This window comes from Sphingomonas sp. BK069 (assembly GCF_014193405.1).
In the GTDB taxonomy this organism is placed as follows: Bacteria; Pseudomonadota; Alphaproteobacteria; order Sphingomonadales; family Sphingomonadaceae; genus Sphingomonas.
This window is the reverse complement of the sequence record NZ_JACHZH010000002.1, coordinates 533,998-550,975: the sequence shown is the minus strand read 5'-3', so window position 1 is coordinate 550,975 and position 16,978 is coordinate 533,998. Positions and strand designations below refer to the sequence as shown.

The following is a 16,978-nucleotide window of genomic DNA, read 5'->3' as shown; positions in this document are numbered from 1 at the left end:
CGGGCAAACGCCTCACTCCGCCGCTTCAGCTTCCGCCTTCACGCCCGCCCCGCGCTTCCGCAGCAGCGGCGCCAGATACCGCCCGGTATAGCTCCGCTTCTCCTTGACCACCGCCTCCGGCGTGCCCTCTGCGACGATCTCGCCGCCCTTGACGCCGCCCTCGGGCCCCAGGTCGATGATCCAGTCGGCGGTCTTGATCACGTCGAGGTTGTGCTCGATCACCACCACGGTGTTGCCCTGCTCCACCAGCGCGTGGAGCACCTCGAGCAGCTTGCGCACGTCCTCGAAGTGCAGCCCCGTCGTCGGCTCGTCGAGAATGTACAGCGTGTTCCCCGTCGCGCGGCGCGACAGTTCCTTGGCGAGCTTGACCCGCTGCGCCTCGCCGCCCGAGAGCGTCGTCGCCTGCTGGCCGACCTTGACGTAACCCAGCCCGACCTCGACCAGCATCGCCATCTTGTCGCGGATCGGCGGCACGTTGGCGAAGAAGCCCGCGGCGTCCTCCACCGTCATGTCGAGCACGTCGGCGATCGAGTGGCCCTTGAACTTCACCTCCAGCGTCTCGCGGTTGTAGCGCGCGCCGTGGCACACGTCGCAGGTGACGTAGACGTCGGGGAGGAAGTGCATCTCGATCTTGAGCACGCCGTCGCCCTGGCATGCCTCGCAGCGCCCGCCCTTGACGTTGAAGCTGAACCGCCCCGGCTTGTAGCCGCGCGCGAGTGACTCAGGGAGCCCGGCGAACCAATCGCGGATCTGGGTGAAGGCGCCCGTGTAGGTCGCCGGGTTCGAGCGCGGGGTGCGGCCGATCGGCGACTGGTCGATGTCGATCACCTTGTCGAGATGCTGCAGTCCGGTGATCTTGTCGTGCTTGCCCGCCAGCACGCGCGCGCCGTTGAGCTGGCGCGCCGCCCCCGCGAACAAGGTGTCGATGGTGAAGCTCGACTTGCCCGAGCCCGACACGCCGGTCACGCAGGTGAAGGTGCCGAGCGGGATCGAGGCGGTGACGCCGGTGAGGTTGTTGGCGCGCGCGTTGTGCACCGTCAGCTTCTTGCCCGAGCCCTTGCGGCGCTTGGCCGGCACCGGCACCTCGCGCACGCCGTTGAGATAGTCGGCGGTGACCGATCCCTCGCTCGCCAGCAGCTCGGGCAAGGTGCCCTGCGCCACCACCTGGCCGCCGCGCACGCCCGCGCCCGGCCCCATGTCGATGACATAGTCGGCGGTGCGGATCGCGTCCTCGTCATGCTCGACCACCAGCACGGTGTTGCCGAGGTCGCGCAGCCGGCGCAGCGTGGCGAGCAGCATGTCGTTGTCGCGCTGGTGCAGCCCGATCGAGGGCTCGTCGAGCACGTACAGCACGCCGGAGAGCCCGCTGCCGATCTGCGAGGCGAGGCGGATGCGCTGGCTCTCGCCCCCTGAGAGCGTGCCCGAGGTGCGGTCGAGGTTGAGATAGTCGAGCCCGACGTTGTTGAGGAAGCCGAGCCGCTCGATGATCTCCTTGAGGATGCGCTCGGCGATGGCGCGCTGCTGGTCGCCGAGATGGTTCGGCAGGTCGGTGAAGAAGGCGAGCGCGTCGACCACGCTCAGCCGGGTGGCGTGGCTGATGTCCTCGCCCGCGATCTTGACCGCGAGCGCCTCGGGCTTCAGCCGCGCGCCGTGGCAGGTCTCGCACGCCTGCGACGACTGGTATTTGGCGAGCTCCTCCTTGATCCACGCGCTCTCGGTGGAGAGCATGCGGCGGTTGAGGTTGCCGATCACGCCCTCGAACGGCTTCTTGACGTCGTAGCTCTTCTTGCCGTCGATGAAGGTCAGCGTCACCGGCTGGCCTTCCGTGCCGTAGAGGATCTTGTCCGCCACTTCGGGGTGGAGCTCGCCCCAGGGCGTGTCGAGCGAGAAGCCGAACTCGCGCGCCAGGCTCGCCATCACCTGCATGTAATAAGGCGAGGGCGGGTTGCTCTTGGCCCAGGGCACCACCGCGCCCTTCTTGATGCTGAGCTCGTGGTTGGGGACGATCAGGTCCTCGTCGAACACCAGTTTCTCGCCGAGCCCGTCGCACGCCGGGCAGGCGCCCTGCGGGGCGTTGAACGAGAAGAGGCGCGGCTCGATCTCGGCGATGGTGAAGCCGCTGACCGGGCAGGCGAACTTCTCGGAGAAGACGATCCGCCCCGGCGGCGCGTGGTCGCCCAGCACGACGCTCTCGGGGGTGCGCGGCTCCACAGGATCGGCCGGGTCGACATAGGCGAGCCCGTCGGCGAGCTTGAGCGCGGTCTCGAAACTGTCGGCGAGCCGCGTCGCGACGTCCTCGCGCACCACCAGGCGATCGACCACCACCTCGATGTCGTGCTTGTACTTCTTGTCGAGCGCGGGGGCCTCGTCGATCTCATGCACCGCGCCGTCGATGCGGACGCGCGTGAAGCCCGCTTTCTGCCACTCGGCCAGCTCCTTGCGATACTCGCCCTTGCGCCCGCGCACGACCGGCGCGAGCAGGTACAGCCGCGTCCCCTCGGGCAGCGCCATCACGCGATCGACCATCTGGCTGACCGTCTGCGCCGCGATCGGCAGCCCGGTGACGGGCGAGTAGGGCACGCCGACGCGCGCCCACAGCAGCCGCATGTAATCGTAGATCTCGGTGACGGTGGCGACGGTCGAGCGCGGGTTGCGGCTGGTCGTCTTCTGCTCGATCGAGATCGCGGGGGAGAGCCCCTCGATATGGTCGACGTCGGGCTTCTGCATCAGCTCGAGGAACTGGCGCGCATAGGCCGACAGCGACTCGACGTAGCGGCGCTGGCCCTCGGCGTAGATCGTGTCGAACGCCAGGCTCGACTTGCCCGAGCCCGACAGCCCCGTGATCACGGTGAGCGTGTCGCGCGGGATGTCGACCGACACGTCCTTGAGATTGTGCTCGCGCGCGCCGCGGACGGAGAGGGTGGTAAGGGCCATGCGGTTGTTTGTTCCAGATTTGTTCGGGCAGGTCCAGCGCCGGGCGCTTGCCCGCGCGATGTGGGACGCTAGGCTGCGGGCGACAAGGCGCGCACGGGCACGCGCCGGCACGGGAGCAAGCGATGCGGCAGGCTGAGCGGCGGAGCGGGCGGGCGCGCGGGCGAGCTGAGCGGCGCGGGGCGACGGCGGCGCGCGCGCTGGCCGGCGCGGCGTTGCTGGGGAGCGCGCTCGCGCTCGCTGCCGCGGCGCCGCCCGACCCCGCCCCGCTCGCCCCCGCCCCGCTCGCACCGCAGGGCAAATGGGTGGTCAATTACGGCGAGCGCGGCTGCGCGATGGCGCGCGCCTTCGGCGCGGCGGACGCGCCCGTGATCGTGGCGTGGCGCTCGCTGCCGTTCAGCGACCGCGTCGAGCTCAGCGTGCAGCGCCGCCTCGGCCAGCGCGGGCTACGCCGCGGCGTGCTCACGATCGCGGTGGAGGGGCGCGGCGACCAGACCGTCTACGAGGCATTCAACGGCACCGGCGACAAGCTCCGCACGCTGCGCGGCTGGACCAACCCCGCGCTGTTCGCCGATCTGCCCGAGCGCGCGGTGCTGACGCTCACCCCCTCGAGCGAGCCCGCGCTGGCGGTGTCGCTGGTCGGCACCGCGCGCGCGCTCGCCGCGCTGGCGCGCTGCAACGACGATATCGCGCGCGGCTGGGGCATCGCCCCGGGCGAGCGCGCGGCGGTGGCGACCGAGGCGCAGTCGCGCGGCAGCCCGACGCGCTTCATCGGCCCCGAGGATTACGCCAAGGCGGCGGTGGCGCGCGGCGAGCTCGGCACCTCGGCGCAAGTGTGGACGATCGCCACCGACGGCCGTGTCAGCGAGTGCCGCACCGTGATCCCGAGCGGCAGCGAGGCGCTCGACAAGGCCGGCTGCGACGCCGCGCGGCTGCGCGCGCGCTTCACCCCGGCGGTGGGGCGCGACGGCCTGCCGATGACGAGCCACACCACCCAGGTGATCAGATGGGAGCTGCCCGGCGCGTGGCAGGACGATCCCGCCTATCGCGCCTATGTGCGCCAGCGCCGCGAGGCCGCGCGCGCCGAGGGTTGATCGCCCGCGCGCGTGTCTTACCTCTATGGCACACAGGAGGTGCGCATGGGCAAGAAGAAGGGTGCGGACGGCAAGGGGTCGGGCGGGGGCGCGGGCGCCGGCAAGGACGCGGGCAAGAGCGCGGGCCGGTCGGCGAAGCTGCCCAAGGAGCTGTTCGGCGTGAAGCTGCCCAAGGAGCTGCGCCGCCAGGGCGAGGCGTGGATCGAGCGCGCCCAGTCGCCCGCGGGCCAGCAGGCGATCGCGAGCGCGCTGACCGCGGTGGCGGGCATGGCCGCGAGCGCGGTCGCGGCCAAGGCGGCGGAGAAGGCCGTGAGGAGCGCGGCGCCGGCGGGCGGCGCGGGGGAGGCGCAGGGTGCGGGCGCGGGGGCCGCGGCGGCGGGCGCCGGTGGTGGCCAGCGCACGCGCGAGCAGGAGATCGGGGACGCGGTGACGCGCGTGGCGACGGCGTTCTTCGGTGGGTTGAAGGGGCGGGGGTAAAGCTTCTGAGCTCCTGATTAGCTTGTACTCAGAGGCTTTGCAAAGTCTCAATCACCTTTTTGGTGACCTCATCGATTGCTGAAGTCGACAGATTTTGAGTTGCCTTCTTAAGGAATCGCCCTTTGATCCCTTCAGGAACGCCTCGGCCAAAAAGCCATGCAGGCGTTCCCCGCTCTGCGTCGCGCAGCTTCAAAAAGATTTCCTGCTTTAGTGGTCCAAAGTACTGTCCGTTAATAGTATTCCACCAGCTTGAATCGACGCGATCATGATTTTCCTCGGCCAGATTAAGACATAGATCGGTCGCTGCCTGGCTTGGGAATAGAAACTCAAGTGTAAAAAAGGCTTGTTCGTCTTGGATCTGATGGTTCGCTAAAAATTCCTTGAAATCGTCAGAGAAGGGCAGGCACCAAGCAGCTTGTCGGCTTCCTAGCGCGGTCGGCGCTTGTCGATTTAGGTTGCTAGAAAGTTTTGAGAAGGCTGCCCGGCCAGGTTTGTCATTGTCAAAGAGAAAAATAGTCGGAGCAGATGATGACAGACCTCCTTGCTGCAAAACAGCATTCAAGATACCTCCGATTGATGAGGGCGTGCCGCCTAGCTGCTTTACCGACACATCTTCTGCGTGGCCCGATCGTGAAAGCGCTTCGCGTAAAGCTTCAACATCAAACTTCCCTTCTACAAAAATAGTAGGCTTTTGCAGGGACGACAACTTCACGTTTAGCTTCCCGGCAGCTTCCCTATGTTTTTCTATTTCATTTCGCTGTTCTTTGATAAGACGGATTATGAACGGTAGTTGAAGAAGTCCTGCTTTTTCCATCTTTGCTTCGGCATCTTCAAGAAGATCAATCTTGGAAGCTGCGTTTGATGGGTTTACGACACCGCTTTCGTTTATGCCTTGTTTTGTTATGAAGTAACGGCGGATTTCTGATGATGAGGATGTTTCTGACAGGTAGAAGGCAGGCGAGTGGCTGGTTATAAAGATTTGAGTGTCTGAACGCTCTGCAAAAGATGCAAAACGTTGTGCTTCGAGCTCTGCGGCATTTAGATCTAGCGAATTTTCTGGCTCTTCAAACCCCCAAATGAAGCGCTTCGCACGCTCTTCGGTTTCATTGATAAAGCGTAAAAGTTCGGGCAAGTGCCTAGCTTTGATACCATCTCCCTTTTGCCTCAAAAGAGAGTGTTTATCATCGCCATATGAAAAGTCTAAATTTCGAAACAGACGCTTCATCTCCGTTGGGGGAGCGAGGCTCGCACTAGTGCCGAATAACAAAGCAAGCTGGCTTGACAGCGAATTTGTCTTCTCTCCTATGGCGTCCACAAAGGTGTCAGTTGCATCTTTCAGAACGCCGGTATCCGCCGCTGCGCCGTACATCCTTTCGATCAAATCTGCGTAGACGTTAATATCCTTGATGGCAGGAATGTAGGTGTAATCTATGTCATTAAGAAACCTAGTAAGTCTTGCCTGCCTTCCTGGGCTTGAGGATGATGGGAAGACGGTCTCGTTCATGTCACCATCTCGGTTCCACTGCCTTTTTACAGCGATCTCATCGCCCAGCGCAGATTGATAATTCGGCGGAACATTAAAGGTGACCTTTATCCATATAAACTGTCTCCCCTTCGCCTCCCTTGCAACCTTCTTGCGCTCGTCTGATATCTCTATTGAAAAATCAAATTCATGCTGAGTGTCAGTCACATCATTGAAAAATAGGTTTAATGCTCGTAAAAAGTTTGACTTGCCGCTATCGTTTCTGCCGAAAACAACGTTTAGATCGCCAACGTCGTCAAGATTGAGGCTGTAAAGCGATCGCAAGTAGTTTACTTCTACTTTTTTGATTAGCTGCATTGGAGGCTCGCGCAATGATCTGTGTGGATGGTACGTGACCGCCGCCCACCGTCAATCGCCAACATGCGACGAGCGAATTTTTTGATCCAGATCGGATTATGGGGCTTTGTAACAAACAAATGTATGTCCCACCGAAGCTCGTGCTGTCGGCGGGTTTCGAGTAGGTCACGATCAAATGGCAAACGAAGCTAACGACAAACGCCTCGCCGCCGAAGCCGCCGTCGCCGAGGTCACCCCCGGCCAGCGCGTCGGGCTCGGCACCGGCTCCACCGTCGCCTATTTCATCGACGCGCTCGCCGCGCGCGTTCGTGACGGGCTCGCGATCCGCGCCGTCGCCACCAGCCTCGCCAGCGCCGAGCGGGCGCGCGCCGCGGGCATCGCGGTCGACGACTTCGCCGAGGTCGCGCACGTCGATCTCACCGTCGACGGCGCCGACGAGCTCGACCCGCGCTTCTACGCCATCAAGGGCGCGGGCGGCGCGCTGCTGCGCGAGAAGATCGTCGCCGCCGCCTCGGCGCGGATGGTGGTGATCGCGGACGGCGCCAAGCAGGTCGCCGCGATCGGCGCCGCCAAGCTGCCGGTCGAGGTGATCCCCTTCGCGCGCGCCTTCGTCGCCGCGCGGCTCGCCGCGCTGGGCGCCGCCGTCACCCCGCGCGACTCGCTCACCGACAACGGCAACCTCATCCTCGACGCGCGCTTCGCCGCCTTCCCTGAGCCGCGCGACCTCGCCCGCGCGCTCGACGCCACCCCCGGCGTGATGGGGCACGGGCTGTTCCTCGACGAGGTCGACGCCGCCTACGTGGCGCGGGACGGCGTCGTTACGCGACTGGAACGCGCCGCGCCGAGGCGTTAAGGATGCGGTGAATCGGGCAACCGGCGGTGCGCCGGTGCGTTCGAGTGCGCGAGGTCCGGGGCGGTGACGTGCCCGGCGCGCGCCTATATTCTCACGGTGCGATCGAACCTGTTGCGACTAGACGAGGCGAGGGGCTGACATGACTGATACCGCTACCATCAACGCGGACGTCCATGAGGACGGCAGCCCCGAGCGGCTCCAGATCGACACGATCCGCACGCTGTCGATGGACGCGGTGCAGAAGGCCAACTCGGGCCACCCCGGCACGCCGATGGCGCTCGCCCCGGTGGGCTGGACGCTCTGGACCAAGTTCCTCCGCTACGATCCGCGCCACGCCGACTGGCCCAACCGCGACCGCTTCGTGCTGTCGGTCGGCCACGCCTCGATGCTGCTCTACTCCCTGCTGTATCTCGCCGGGGTCGAGGAGATCGATGCGGAGGGCAACAAGACCGGCCAGCCCGCGATCAGCCTGACCGACATCGAGCAGTTCCGCCAGCTCAGCTCCAAGACGCCGGGCCACCCCGAGTATCGCCACACCACCGGGGTGGAGACCACCACCGGCCCGCTCGGCGCCGGTTGCGGCAACTCGGTCGGCATGGCGATCGCCGAGCGCTGGCTCGCGGCGCGCTACAACCGTCCGGGCTACGACCTGTTCTCGCATGACGTCTACGCGCTGTGCGGCGACGGCGACATGATGGAGGGCGTCGCGGCCGAGGCGGCGAGCCTCGCCGGGCATCTCAGGCTCAGCAACCTGTGCTGGATCTACGACAGCAACCATATCTCGATCGAGGGCGGCACCGATCTGGCGTTCGACGAGGACGTCGGCGCGCGCTTCCAGGCCTATGGCTGGAACGTGATCCATGTCGACGACGCCAATGACGTCGGCGCTTTGTCGGCCGCGATCGAGACGTTCAAGAAGACCGACGACCGGCCGACCTTCATCGTCGTCCACTCGGTGATCGGCTGGGGCAGCCCGCGCGCCGGCACCGAGAAGGCGCACGGCGAGCCGCTCGGCGCCGAGAATGTCGCCAAGACCAAGGAGGCCTATGGCTGGCCGGTCGACAAGGACTTCTACGTCCCCGCGGGCGTCAAGGAGGCGTTCGGCGAGGCGGTGGCGTCACGCGGCGGCAAGGCGCGCGACGAGTGGGTCGCGCTGTTCGACCGCTATCGCGCCGAGTTCCCCGAGCAGGCGGGCGAGCTCGACCTGCTGCTCAAGGACCAGCTGCCCGAGGGCTGGGACAGCGAGATCCCGACCTTCGACGCCGACGCCAAGGGCGTGGCGAGCCGCGACGCGGGCGGCAAGGTGCTCAACGCGATCGTCAAGAAGGTGCCGTGGCTGGTCGGCGGCTCGGCCGACCTCGCCCCCTCGACCAAGACCGACATCAAGGGTGCGCCCTCGTTCGAGCCGGGCAATTACGGCGGCACCAACTTCCACTTCGGCGTGCGCGAGCATGCGATGGGCGCGGTGGTCAACGGCATGGCGCTGTCGCACCTGCGCGCCTACGGCTCCACCTTCCTGGTGTTCCTCGATTACATGCGCGCGCCGGTGCGGCTGGCGGCGATCATGGAGATCGGCGCGGTCTACGTCTTCACGCACGATTCGATCGGCGTCGGCGAGGACGGGCCGACCCACCAGCCGATCGAGCATCTCGCGACGATGCGCGCGATCCCGGGGCTCGACACGATCCGCCCGGGCGACGCCAACGAGGTGGCGGCGGCGTGGCGCGCGGTGATGAAGTCCGCCGACCACCCGACCGCGCTGGTGCTGTCGCGCCAGGCGCTGCCGACGCTCGACCGCTCGAAGTACGCGAGCGCGGACGGGGTCGAGCAGGGCGCCTATGTGCTGGCCGACGCGGCCGAGGGCGGCGTGCCCGACGTGATCCTGATCGCGACCGGCTCGGAAGTGGGGCTCGCGGTGGCGGCCTATGAGCAGCTCGTCGGCGAGGGCGTGAAGGCGCGCGTCGTCTCGATGCCGAGCTGGTTCCGCTACGAGCGCCAGGACGCCGCCTACAAGGAGAGCGTGCTCCCCAAGGCGGTGACCGCGCGCGTCGCGATCGAGATGGCGGGCTCGCTCGGCTGGGACCGCTATGTCGGGTTCGAGGGGCGGCAGATCACCATGTCGACCTTCGGCGCCTCGGCCCCGCTGGCGAAGCTGCAGGACAAGTACGGCTTCACCGTCGAGAATGTCGTCAAGGTCGCCAAGGAGGCGATGGGGCGGTAGTCCGCAAGGGCGGCGAGCGGGCGGTCGTCGTGCCGGCGACCGCGCACGTCCGTCATCCCCGCGCAGGCGGGGATGACGTGAGAATGGAATGACGAGAGGGCGGGAGGGCGGCGCGGGCGCTCACCGCGGCGATAGAAGCCCCGCGCCCCGCACAGGCTTATTCTACGCCCCCGCCGCCCCTATATCGGCGGGACGCGCGACGAGATGGAGGAAGGCGAATGAGCAAGCTACAGGACCTCAGCAAGGCGGGCACCGCGGTGTGGCTCGACTTCGTCGACCGCAAGTTCCTCGCGCAGGGCGGGCTGCAGAAGCTGGTCGACGAGGACGGCCTGACCGGCGTCACCTCCAACCCGACGATCTTCGAGAAGGCGATGGGCGCGGGCGACGCCTATGACGAGGGCTTCGCCGCGTTCGATCGCGCCAACCCCGGCGCCGAGCCGATGGCGCGCTACGAGGCGCAGGCGATCAAGGACATCCAGGCGGCGTGCGACACGCTGCTGCCGGTCTACCAGCGGCTGAACGCGGCGGACGGCTACGTCAGCCTCGAGGTCTCGCCCTATCTCGCGCTCAGGGGCCCCGAGACCGCCGAGGAGGCCGAGCGGCTGTGGGAGGCGGTCGACCGCCCCAATCTGATGATCAAGATTCCCGGCACCGACGACGGCGTCCGCGCGATCCGCGACACGATCGCCAAGGGCATCAACGTCAACGTGACGCTGCTGTTCGGCGTCGAGGCGTACAAGCAGGTCGCGCACGCCTATGTCGAGGGGCTCGAGGAGCGCGTGAGCAAGGGCCTGTCGATCGACAAGATCGCCAGCGTCGCCAGTTTCTTCGTCAGCCGCATCGACAGCAAGATCGACGACAAGATCGATGCGGGGGTCGGCGGCGAGGAGGCCAAGGCGCTCAAGGGCAAGGTCGCGATCGCCAACGCGAAGCTGGCTTATGCCTGGTACGAGGAGTTCATCGCCTCCGACCGCTGGCAGACGCTGGCGGCGAAGGGCGCGCGCCCGCAGCGGCTGCTCTGGGCCTCGACCGGTACCAAGAACCCGGACTATCCCGACACGCTCTACGTCGACCAGCTGATCGGGCCCGACACGGTCAACACCATGCCACCCAAGACGATGGACGCCTTTCGCGACCATGGCACGGTGGCGCCGACGCTCCAGCGGGACGTCGAGGACGCGCGCCACGTGATCGCGGAGCAGGCGCGGCTCGGTCTCGACCTCGACGCGGTGACCAAGGAGCTGGTCGACGAGGGCGTGGCGAGCTTCTCCAAGTCGTTCGACGAGCTGCTCGCGGTGATCAAGTCGAAGCAGCCCGCCGCGGCGTGATGCCGGGGTGAGCCGGCAGGGGAGCGGCGGCGGCGGCGGGCGTGGCCGGCGCTCCGCTCCGGATCACGACATATCGCGGGCGAGCGCCTGGCAGAGGCTCGCGCGTCCGTGCCCTTCGCTCCGCTGCCTCACCTATTCCCGTCATCCCCGCGGCGGCAGGGGTCCAGACGCGCTGACGTCTCGGCTCTATCGCCAGGTCCGCGCGTCTGGATTCGTGCCTGCGCAGGGATGACGAGGTGCGGGCGACGACGCATCCCCGAGTCACTCACATCGGCTGCGCACCCCCAAGCCCTCGGTCTCCGCCGCGGCCGCCCCACGCCAGCGGCCCCACCCACGTCCGCCGCCGTCAGAACTGCGGACTCCGCGCCACACCCGCGCTTGTAAATTACCGTCGCGTCAAGTTCGGAGCGGCAGCGCTCCTGTCCCGACTTGACACGCGTCGAGCCAGCGGCAAGACATCGTCGAGTGGATGACTTTATACGATGAACGGTGTCGCACGGGACTTTGCACGGGATGTCTGATGACCAGCGCACGCCAGTGATCCTGGTGGTGGACGACGAGCCGCTGGTGCGCAGCACCGTGTGCGAGCAACTCCAGAGCACCGGCTACAGCGTCCACACCGCTGCCTCGGGCGACGAGGCCTATGACATGATCAGCGAGGGGGTGCATTTCGACGTGCTGCTCACCGACGTGCGCATGCCCGGCACGATCGACGGCTTCGGGCTGGTGCGTCGCGTGCTCGCGCTGCTGCCGGACGCGCGCACGATCGTGATGTCGGGCTTCGTCGGCGACGACCATCTCGAGACCCGCGCCGCCGACCGCTTCATCGGCAAGCCCTTCACCATGGCGCGGCTGCAACGCGAGCTCAGCGAGCTGCTCAGCCCGGGGATGTGCTGAGCGCGCCCCCTTTCCCCAGCCGGCGCGCGACCCCATCTGACGCGCATCAAGCTCGGCGGATGGTTATCGGATCGCTGATGTGCTCCTGCACACGCAGGAGGCCGGAGCCGCGAGCATCTCGTTCCGTAATCTTGGGCTCCTGCGTGCGCAGGAGCACGGTTGAGCTTGGTGGGGCCGGCGTTTAGCAGCGCCGGGACCGCAGCGCGCCGTCTCGACGCCCCGGCGCGCGCACACGTTCTCCCGCGTCCACGGAGCCGCCCGCTTATGCCCGACTACGATTACGACCTCTTCGTCATCGGCGCCGGCTCGGGCGGCACGCGCGCGGCGCGCGTCGCCGCCGCGCACGGCGCCAGGGTCGCGGTGGCGGAGGAATATCGCGTCGGCGGTACCTGCGTGATCCGCGGCTGCGTGCCCAAGAAGCTGCTCGTCTACGGCGCGCATTTCGCCGAGGACCTGCGCGACGCGCGCCACTTCGGCTGGGACGTGCCGAGCGACTGCGCGTTCGACTGGCAGCGGCTGCGCGACAACGTGCTGCGCGAGGTGGATCGTATCAACGGCGCCTATACCCACACGCTGGAGAACGCGGGCGCCGAGATCATCCACCAGCGCGCCACCGTCTCCGGCCCCAACGAGGTGACGCTCGGCGACGGCACCACGCGCACGGCGAAGACGATCCTGATCGCGGTCGGCGCGCATCCCGCGGTGCCCTCCTGCCCCGGCCACGAGCACGGCATCACCTCCAACGAGGCGTTCCACCTCGATTCGGTGCCCAGGCGCGTGCTGATCGCGGGCGCGGGCTATATCGCCAACGAGTTCGCGGGCATCTTCCACCAGTTCGGTGCGCACGTCATCCTGATGAACCGCACCAAGGAGATCCTGCGCGGCTACGACCTGCAGATCCGCGACCGGCTGCTCCAGATCAGCATGACGAAGGGGCTGGAGTTCCGCTTCGACGCCACCTTCGAGGGGATCGAGAAGATGGACGACGGCTGTCTCAAGGTCAGCATGAGCGGGCACGAGCCCGCGATCGTCGACCTCGTCATGTTCGCCACCGGGCGCCGTCCCAACACTGCCGGGCTGGGGCTGGAGAGCGCGGGCGTCGAGCTCGACGAGCAGGGCGCGGTGAAGGTCGACGACGACAATCGCTCGACCTGCCCCTCGATCTTCGCGGTGGGCGACGTGACCAACCGCATCCAGCTCACGCCGATCGCGATCCGCGAGGGTCAGGCCTTCGCCGACCGGATGTACGGCGGCAAGGACACGCGGGTCGACTACGACTGCGTCCCCTCGGCGGTGTTCAGCCACCCCCCGATCGCGGGCGTGGGGCTGACCGAGAGCCAGGCGCGGCAGCAGCTCGGCTCGGTGAAGGTCTATTCGTCGGACTTCCGCCCGATGAAGAACGTGCTGGCGGGGCGCGACGAGCGCGCGCTCTACAAGATGGTGTGCGACGGCGAGACCGACCGCGTCGTCGGCATCCACATGATCGGGCCGGACGTGCCCGAGATCATCCAGGCCGCCGCGGTGGCGGTGAAGGCGGGGCTGACCAAGGCGCAGTTCGACGCCACCGTGGCGCTCCACCCGACCATGGCGGAGGAGCTGGTGCTGCTGCGGTGAGGGGGCGGTATGTTGCGATGGCGACGTGACGCTCGGGCATGAGGCGGGCGAGCGCGGCACGTGATGCCGGAGACGACATACCCGCTTGCCCCGTGCCGTTTGCGCCGAGGAGCGGCTGAGCTTGCTGAAGCCTCGTCTTGAACCACGCTTGCCGGTAGCGGCGGGGTGCTTCGAGACGCCGCTTCGACGGGCTCAGCGGCTCCTCAGTACGAACGGGGGGCGAACAGCTTCTCCGGTCGCCGCATCCAGGAGGACGCCGGGCGCGATCGCGCGGCTTCCGTGCCGCCGCACGAACCTCATCCCCGCCGCCGCCGATGCGCCAGGAAGAGCGGCAGCGCGGCCAGCCCGACCGCCCAGTGCGCCAGCGCCACCGCCGCGCGCGAGTCCTCGTCGGCGAGATAATAGAGCAGGTCGCCGCTGAGCGCGAGCGCGACCCCGGTGCCGAACAGCGCACCGCCCGACCAGCGCCGCCGCCGCGCGCGCCAGCCCGGTGCGACGTGGAGGCCGTAGAGCAGCCCCAGCAGCGCCACCGTCGCGGTCGCCGCCACGCCGTGCACGCGCAGCGCCCAGGGCTCGGCGGCGCTCGGCTCGGGTCCGAACTCGCCGGCGCGCTGGCCCCAATGGTGCAGCACCAGCCACGCCGCGCCGCTCGCCCACACGCTCAGCAGCACTGCCTGCGCGACCCGGCGCAGCCCGCGCGTCACGCCACGATCTCCTGCCACGCGCGGCCGGGGCGGTGGAGGAAGGCGCGCGCGCGCAGCCGCGCCACCAGCGGACCCGCCGCGGTGCCGCGGGCCAGCACCACCTTCGTCAGCGCGTCCGCCACGGCGCAGCGCGGCGCGGCGACGCTGGCGAAACCGCGAGGCAGCGGCGCGCCGCTCGTAGGGTCGCGGTGCTGCGGCGCGCCGCGGTCCGCGGTCGCGGCGGCGACGTCGCTGCTGGCGAGCGCGCCGTCGGCGATCAGCACCGCGACCGGCGGCGCGGCGTGGCGCGGCGCGAGCGCGACCCACTCGTCCGACCCGTAGCTGCGCAGGTCGCCGCCGGCGTTGACCGTGGCCGCCGCCACGCCGGCGCGGCGCAGCGCGGCGATCGCGCGATCGACCGCGAAGCCCTTGGCGATCCCGCCGAGGTCGAGCCGCAGCGGCCGCGCCACCGCCACCGCGCCGCGCGCCAGGTGGAGGTCGCGCCACGACGCCGCGCGCGGCGCCCCCGCCGGCGCGGGTACGACCGGGTCGAACGCGCCGTCGCTCGCGCGCGCCAGCGCCAGCGCGAGCCACAGGCAGCGCGCGGTGAGCGGATCGACCGGCACGCGCTCGCCCGCGCCGAGCCGCGCCACCGCGGCGAGGTCGCTGTCGTCGCGAAAGGCGCTGAGCCGCGTCTCCACCTCGGTGATCGCGGCGAAGGCGGACTCGACCGCGCGCTCCAGCTCGCCCGTCCCCTCTGCACGCACCGCGACGAGCGTGCCGAGCAGCGGACGGGCGCGCTCAATGCGGCGCAAAGACGATCCGGTCGGTGGCGAGCAGGCGGCGCACGCCGTCGGCGACGTGGCGCGCCGAGAGCGTACCGCCCGAGTTGTTGCGAATGTCCTGCCCCAGCGCGAGCGGCGCGCCGTCGCGCTTGCCAGTGAACTGCGCGCGCCACGCCGGGTCGCGCACCTTTCCTCCGTAACTCTCGCGATAGTCGAGGATCTCGAGCGCGCGCACCGCGCCGGCGGGGTCGAGCGCGAGCGCGAGCGTGATGTTCTCGTGCTTGCCCAGCACCTGGTCGACGATCAGCCGCGCCCCGTCGGGCGCGCCAGCTGTGCACCGTGCGCGCGTGGACGCTCACCCCCGAGCGCGCGCGGATCGCCGCCGCCTGCGCGTCGGTGAGCTCACGGTCGTCGCGCACCAGCGCCACGCCGGGGAAGAGCGCGGCCTTGGCCTGGTCGACCGTCATGTAGGTGGTCGCCCAGGCCGGGCTCGCCAGCACCGGCGCGGCGGCGAGCAGGACGAAGCGGCAGCGCATCCGAGCGGGCCTCAGAAGGGGATGCCGTATTTGAGCGTCACCTCGTCGCGCTCGTGGCTGCGCAGGAAGAGGTGGCGGCCGATGTCGCGACCGTCCTCGTCATAGCCGGGATCGCCCGCGACCTGGTGCAGCCAGCCGAGTGTCGCCCAGCCGTGCTGCCCGGCAAAGTGGAGCGTCGGCCCGACCCAGTAGACCGAATGCTCGTGGTGGATGAAATTGCCGTATTCGTTGTGGTTGCGCCCCTCGAGCCCGAGGTAGACCTTGGGCGCGACGCGCGCGGTGACGCCCAGCTCGTTGTTCCAGTCGAGCTCGCTGTTCGTGTCGTCGCGCCCGGCGAAGCGGATCGACTCGGCCTCGAGCACGAGGTTGTACGCGACGATCACGCGGTCCTCGGCGAAGTTCTTCTGCACGATCGCGCGCGTCTCCAGCTCGAACGTGCCCGGCGCGTAGCGCAGCCCGTTGTGGAGATCGTGGAAGTCGTACTCGGGCTCGATGTAGAGCGCGAGCCCCCAGCCGCCCTTGTTCTTGTACGGGCTGAGCGCGCGATAGACGAACTCGGCCGAGACGCTCTGCGGCGCGAAACGGTGGCGCGTGAAGCCGGTGTCGGCGCTCGGGTCGTCGTCGTCGGGCGCGCCGGTGGCGTGCATCCGGTTCGAGTTGACGTAGAGCGAGGCCTGGAGATCGTCGGTGACGCCGACTTCCAGCTCGCTGCGGAAATCGGTGGCGTCATAATGGCCGAAGCGGCGGCCGGCGCGCTCGCGCACCACCTGCTCGACCTCGACATGGCCCCTGGGCGTGAGATCGGTGGTGTAGAGCCGCGAGAACATGCCCTCGCCGGCGCGGGCCGGCGCGGCGGCGAGGCACGCGCCGGCGAGCAGCGCGACGCCGAGCGCGCGCGCGTGAGATGTCATACGGATGGTCCCCCGTGTCGGTTCTTGCGATCGGCTCGCATGTAGGCGGGGGTCGGGCGCGGTCACAAGCGACGGGTGACCCGCGGTGGGGAGGGGGGCGGGGGTGCTGGCAAATCCTCCCCGCATGGCGGGGAGGGGGACCGCCGGCCGCAGGCCGGTGGTGGAGGGGGCTCTCCGCGGGCGGGACAATCGCCAGTGCAATAACTCAGCGCGGCGCCTGCGGAAGCCCCCCTCCACCATCGCTCCGCGATGGTCCCCCTCCCCACGAGCGGGGAGGAATTGCGCTTGCCCCTTCACCCCGTGCCGAATGGCAGGATCGTCTCGTAGCGCGCCAGCTCGGGTGCGCCCGCGACGGTGGCGCCGCGGCGCAGCAGGAAGGCGTGGCGGACGATCTCGGCCTGCTGCTCCAGCCCGTAGCGCTCGAGCGGCCAGCCGGGGTGGATGGTGTAATGGTAGCGGCAGAACGGATGGCGCGCGAGCGGCAGGCACACGCCGCGCTGGTGCTGCCAGACGTGGCACAGCTCGTGGACGAACAACCCCTGCAGCCCCAGCGGCGCGGCGGCGAAATCCTCGCGCCACAGCTCGCCCGCGGGGTGGAAGTGGATCGTGCCGCGCGGTGCCATCACCACGTCGCGCGGCTGGAAGAACGCCCATTTCCGACGCGCCAGCCGCACCGGCGCAAAATCGATCGCGTCGCCGTAGACCGAGCGCGCGAGATCGATCTCGCCGGGGGTGAGCGGGCGGGTCATGTGCGGGTCAAACGGGCGAGGCGGAGAAAGGGAGGCGCGCTCCGCCCCGTTTCGTGCCC

The 16,978-nt window shown here is 68.4% G+C and carries 14 protein-coding genes; 7 read left to right on the top strand and 7 right to left on the bottom strand.

Annotated features, from left to right (window positions below; translation table 11 throughout):
* Nucleotides 1–12: 12 nt before the first annotated feature.
* Entirely contained in the window at nucleotides 13–2,934 is a 2,922-nt protein-coding gene (gene uvrA / locus FHY02_RS11195) for an excinuclease ABC subunit UvrA (RefSeq protein ID WP_183921988.1), read from the bottom strand.
* Nucleotides 2,935–3,056: 122 nt separating this feature from the next.
* Here uvrA and FHY02_RS11190 point away from each other — a divergent pair, with 122 nt between their 5' ends.
* Together FHY02_RS11190 and FHY02_RS11185 are read left to right on the top strand one after the other, a co-directional pair.
* Entirely contained in the window at nucleotides 3,057–4,025 is a 969-nt protein-coding gene (locus FHY02_RS11190; protein WP_183921987.1) for an energy transducer TonB, read from the top strand.
* A gap of 12 nt (nucleotides 4,026–4,037) precedes the next feature.
* Entirely contained in the window at nucleotides 4,038–4,502 is a 465-nt protein-coding gene (locus tag FHY02_RS11185) for a hypothetical protein (RefSeq protein ID WP_183921986.1), read from the top strand.
* 28 nt (nucleotides 4,503–4,530) lie between these two features.
* On the opposite strand, the gene FHY02_RS11180 is transcribed toward FHY02_RS11185, so the two are convergent.
* The gene (locus FHY02_RS11180) at nucleotides 4,531–6,342 is read right to left on the bottom strand and encodes an ATP-dependent endonuclease (protein WP_183921985.1); all 1,812 of its coding nucleotides are present in this window, start codon (nucleotides 6,340–6,342) and stop codon (nucleotides 4,531–4,533) included.
* 175 nt (nucleotides 6,343–6,517) lie between these two features.
* Between FHY02_RS11180 and rpiA the strand changes: the two genes are divergently transcribed.
* The 5 genes from rpiA to gorA all read left to right on the top strand — a co-directional run bounded on the left by rpiA (nucleotide 6,518) and on the right by gorA (nucleotide 13,255).
* Nucleotides 6,518–7,195, top strand: a complete 678-nt coding sequence (gene rpiA / locus FHY02_RS11175) for a ribose-5-phosphate isomerase RpiA (protein WP_183921984.1) — start codon at nucleotides 6,518–6,520, stop codon at nucleotides 7,193–7,195.
* Between the two features lie 139 nt (nucleotides 7,196–7,334).
* On the top strand, nucleotides 7,335–9,416 hold the full coding sequence (gene tkt, locus FHY02_RS11170; RefSeq protein WP_183921983.1) for a transketolase: 2,082 nt from the start codon (nucleotides 7,335–7,337) through the stop codon (nucleotides 9,414–9,416).
* Between the two features lie 218 nt (nucleotides 9,417–9,634).
* On the top strand, nucleotides 9,635–10,744 hold the full coding sequence (gene tal, locus FHY02_RS11165) for a transaldolase (RefSeq protein ID WP_183921982.1): 1,110 nt from the start codon (nucleotides 9,635–9,637) through the stop codon (nucleotides 10,742–10,744).
* A gap of 513 nt (nucleotides 10,745–11,257) precedes the next feature.
* Nucleotides 11,258–11,641, top strand: coding sequence for a response regulator (locus tag FHY02_RS11160; protein ID WP_183921981.1), 384 nt, complete (start codon nucleotides 11,258–11,260; stop codon nucleotides 11,639–11,641).
* A gap of 264 nt (nucleotides 11,642–11,905) precedes the next feature.
* Nucleotides 11,906–13,255, top strand: coding sequence for a glutathione-disulfide reductase (gene gorA, locus FHY02_RS11155; protein ID WP_183921980.1), 1,350 nt, complete (start codon nucleotides 11,906–11,908; stop codon nucleotides 13,253–13,255).
* A 296-nt stretch (nucleotides 13,256–13,551) separates the two neighbouring features.
* Here the strand turns inward: gorA and FHY02_RS11150 are convergent, their stop codons facing one another.
* The 5 genes from FHY02_RS11150 to FHY02_RS11130 all read right to left on the bottom strand — a co-directional run bounded on the left by FHY02_RS11150 (nucleotide 13,552) and on the right by FHY02_RS11130 (nucleotide 16,919).
* A complete protein-coding gene (locus FHY02_RS11150) occupies nucleotides 13,552–13,959 on the bottom strand; it encodes a hypothetical protein (protein WP_183921979.1) in 408 nt (135 codons plus the stop codon).
* Nucleotides 13,956–14,753, bottom strand: coding sequence for an FAD:protein FMN transferase (locus FHY02_RS11145; protein WP_183921978.1), 798 nt, complete (start codon nucleotides 14,751–14,753; stop codon nucleotides 13,956–13,958). Before FHY02_RS11145 ends, FHY02_RS11150 begins: the two co-directional genes overlap by 4 nt.
* A complete protein-coding gene (locus tag FHY02_RS23000; protein WP_311731820.1) occupies nucleotides 14,740–15,015 on the bottom strand; it encodes an FMN-binding protein in 276 nt (91 codons plus the stop codon). Before FHY02_RS23000 ends, FHY02_RS11145 begins: the two co-directional genes overlap by 14 nt.
* A gap of 255 nt (nucleotides 15,016–15,270) precedes the next feature.
* Nucleotides 15,271–16,170, bottom strand: coding sequence for a DUF6662 family protein (locus tag FHY02_RS11135; protein ID WP_183921977.1), 900 nt, complete (start codon nucleotides 16,168–16,170; stop codon nucleotides 15,271–15,273).
* Between the two features lie 293 nt (nucleotides 16,171–16,463).
* Entirely contained in the window at nucleotides 16,464–16,919 is a 456-nt protein-coding gene (locus tag FHY02_RS11130) for a vgr related protein (RefSeq protein WP_183921976.1), read from the bottom strand.
* Between the last annotated feature and the right edge of the window lie 59 nt (nucleotides 16,920–16,978).

Excerpts from the sequence above, each read along its gene's own strand:
- uvrA (WP_183921988.1), bottom strand. The coding sequence starts at position 2,934 with ATGGCCCTTACCACCCTCTCCGTCCGCGGCGCGCGCGAGCACAATCTC.
- FHY02_RS11190 (WP_183921987.1), top strand. The coding sequence starts at position 3,057 with ATGCGGCAGGCTGAGCGGCGGAGCGGGCGGGCGCGCGGGCGAGCTGAG.
- FHY02_RS11180 (WP_183921985.1), bottom strand. The coding sequence starts at position 6,342 with ATGCAGCTAATCAAAAAAGTAGAAGTAAACTACTTGCGATCGCTTTAC.
- rpiA (WP_183921984.1), top strand. The coding sequence starts at position 6,518 with ATGGCAAACGAAGCTAACGACAAACGCCTCGCCGCCGAAGCCGCCGTC.
- tkt (WP_183921983.1), top strand. The coding sequence starts at position 7,335 with ATGACTGATACCGCTACCATCAACGCGGACGTCCATGAGGACGGCAGC.
- tal (WP_183921982.1), top strand. The coding sequence starts at position 9,635 with ATGAGCAAGCTACAGGACCTCAGCAAGGCGGGCACCGCGGTGTGGCTC.
- FHY02_RS11160 (WP_183921981.1), top strand. The coding sequence starts at position 11,258 with ATGTCTGATGACCAGCGCACGCCAGTGATCCTGGTGGTGGACGACGAG.
- gorA (WP_183921980.1), top strand. The coding sequence starts at position 11,906 with ATGCCCGACTACGATTACGACCTCTTCGTCATCGGCGCCGGCTCGGGC.
- FHY02_RS11135 (WP_183921977.1), bottom strand. The coding sequence starts at position 16,170 with ATGACATCTCACGCGCGCGCGCTCGGCGTCGCGCTGCTCGCCGGCGCG.
- FHY02_RS11130 (WP_183921976.1), bottom strand. The coding sequence starts at position 16,919 with ATGACCCGCCCGCTCACCCCCGGCGAGATCGATCTCGCGCGCTCGGTC.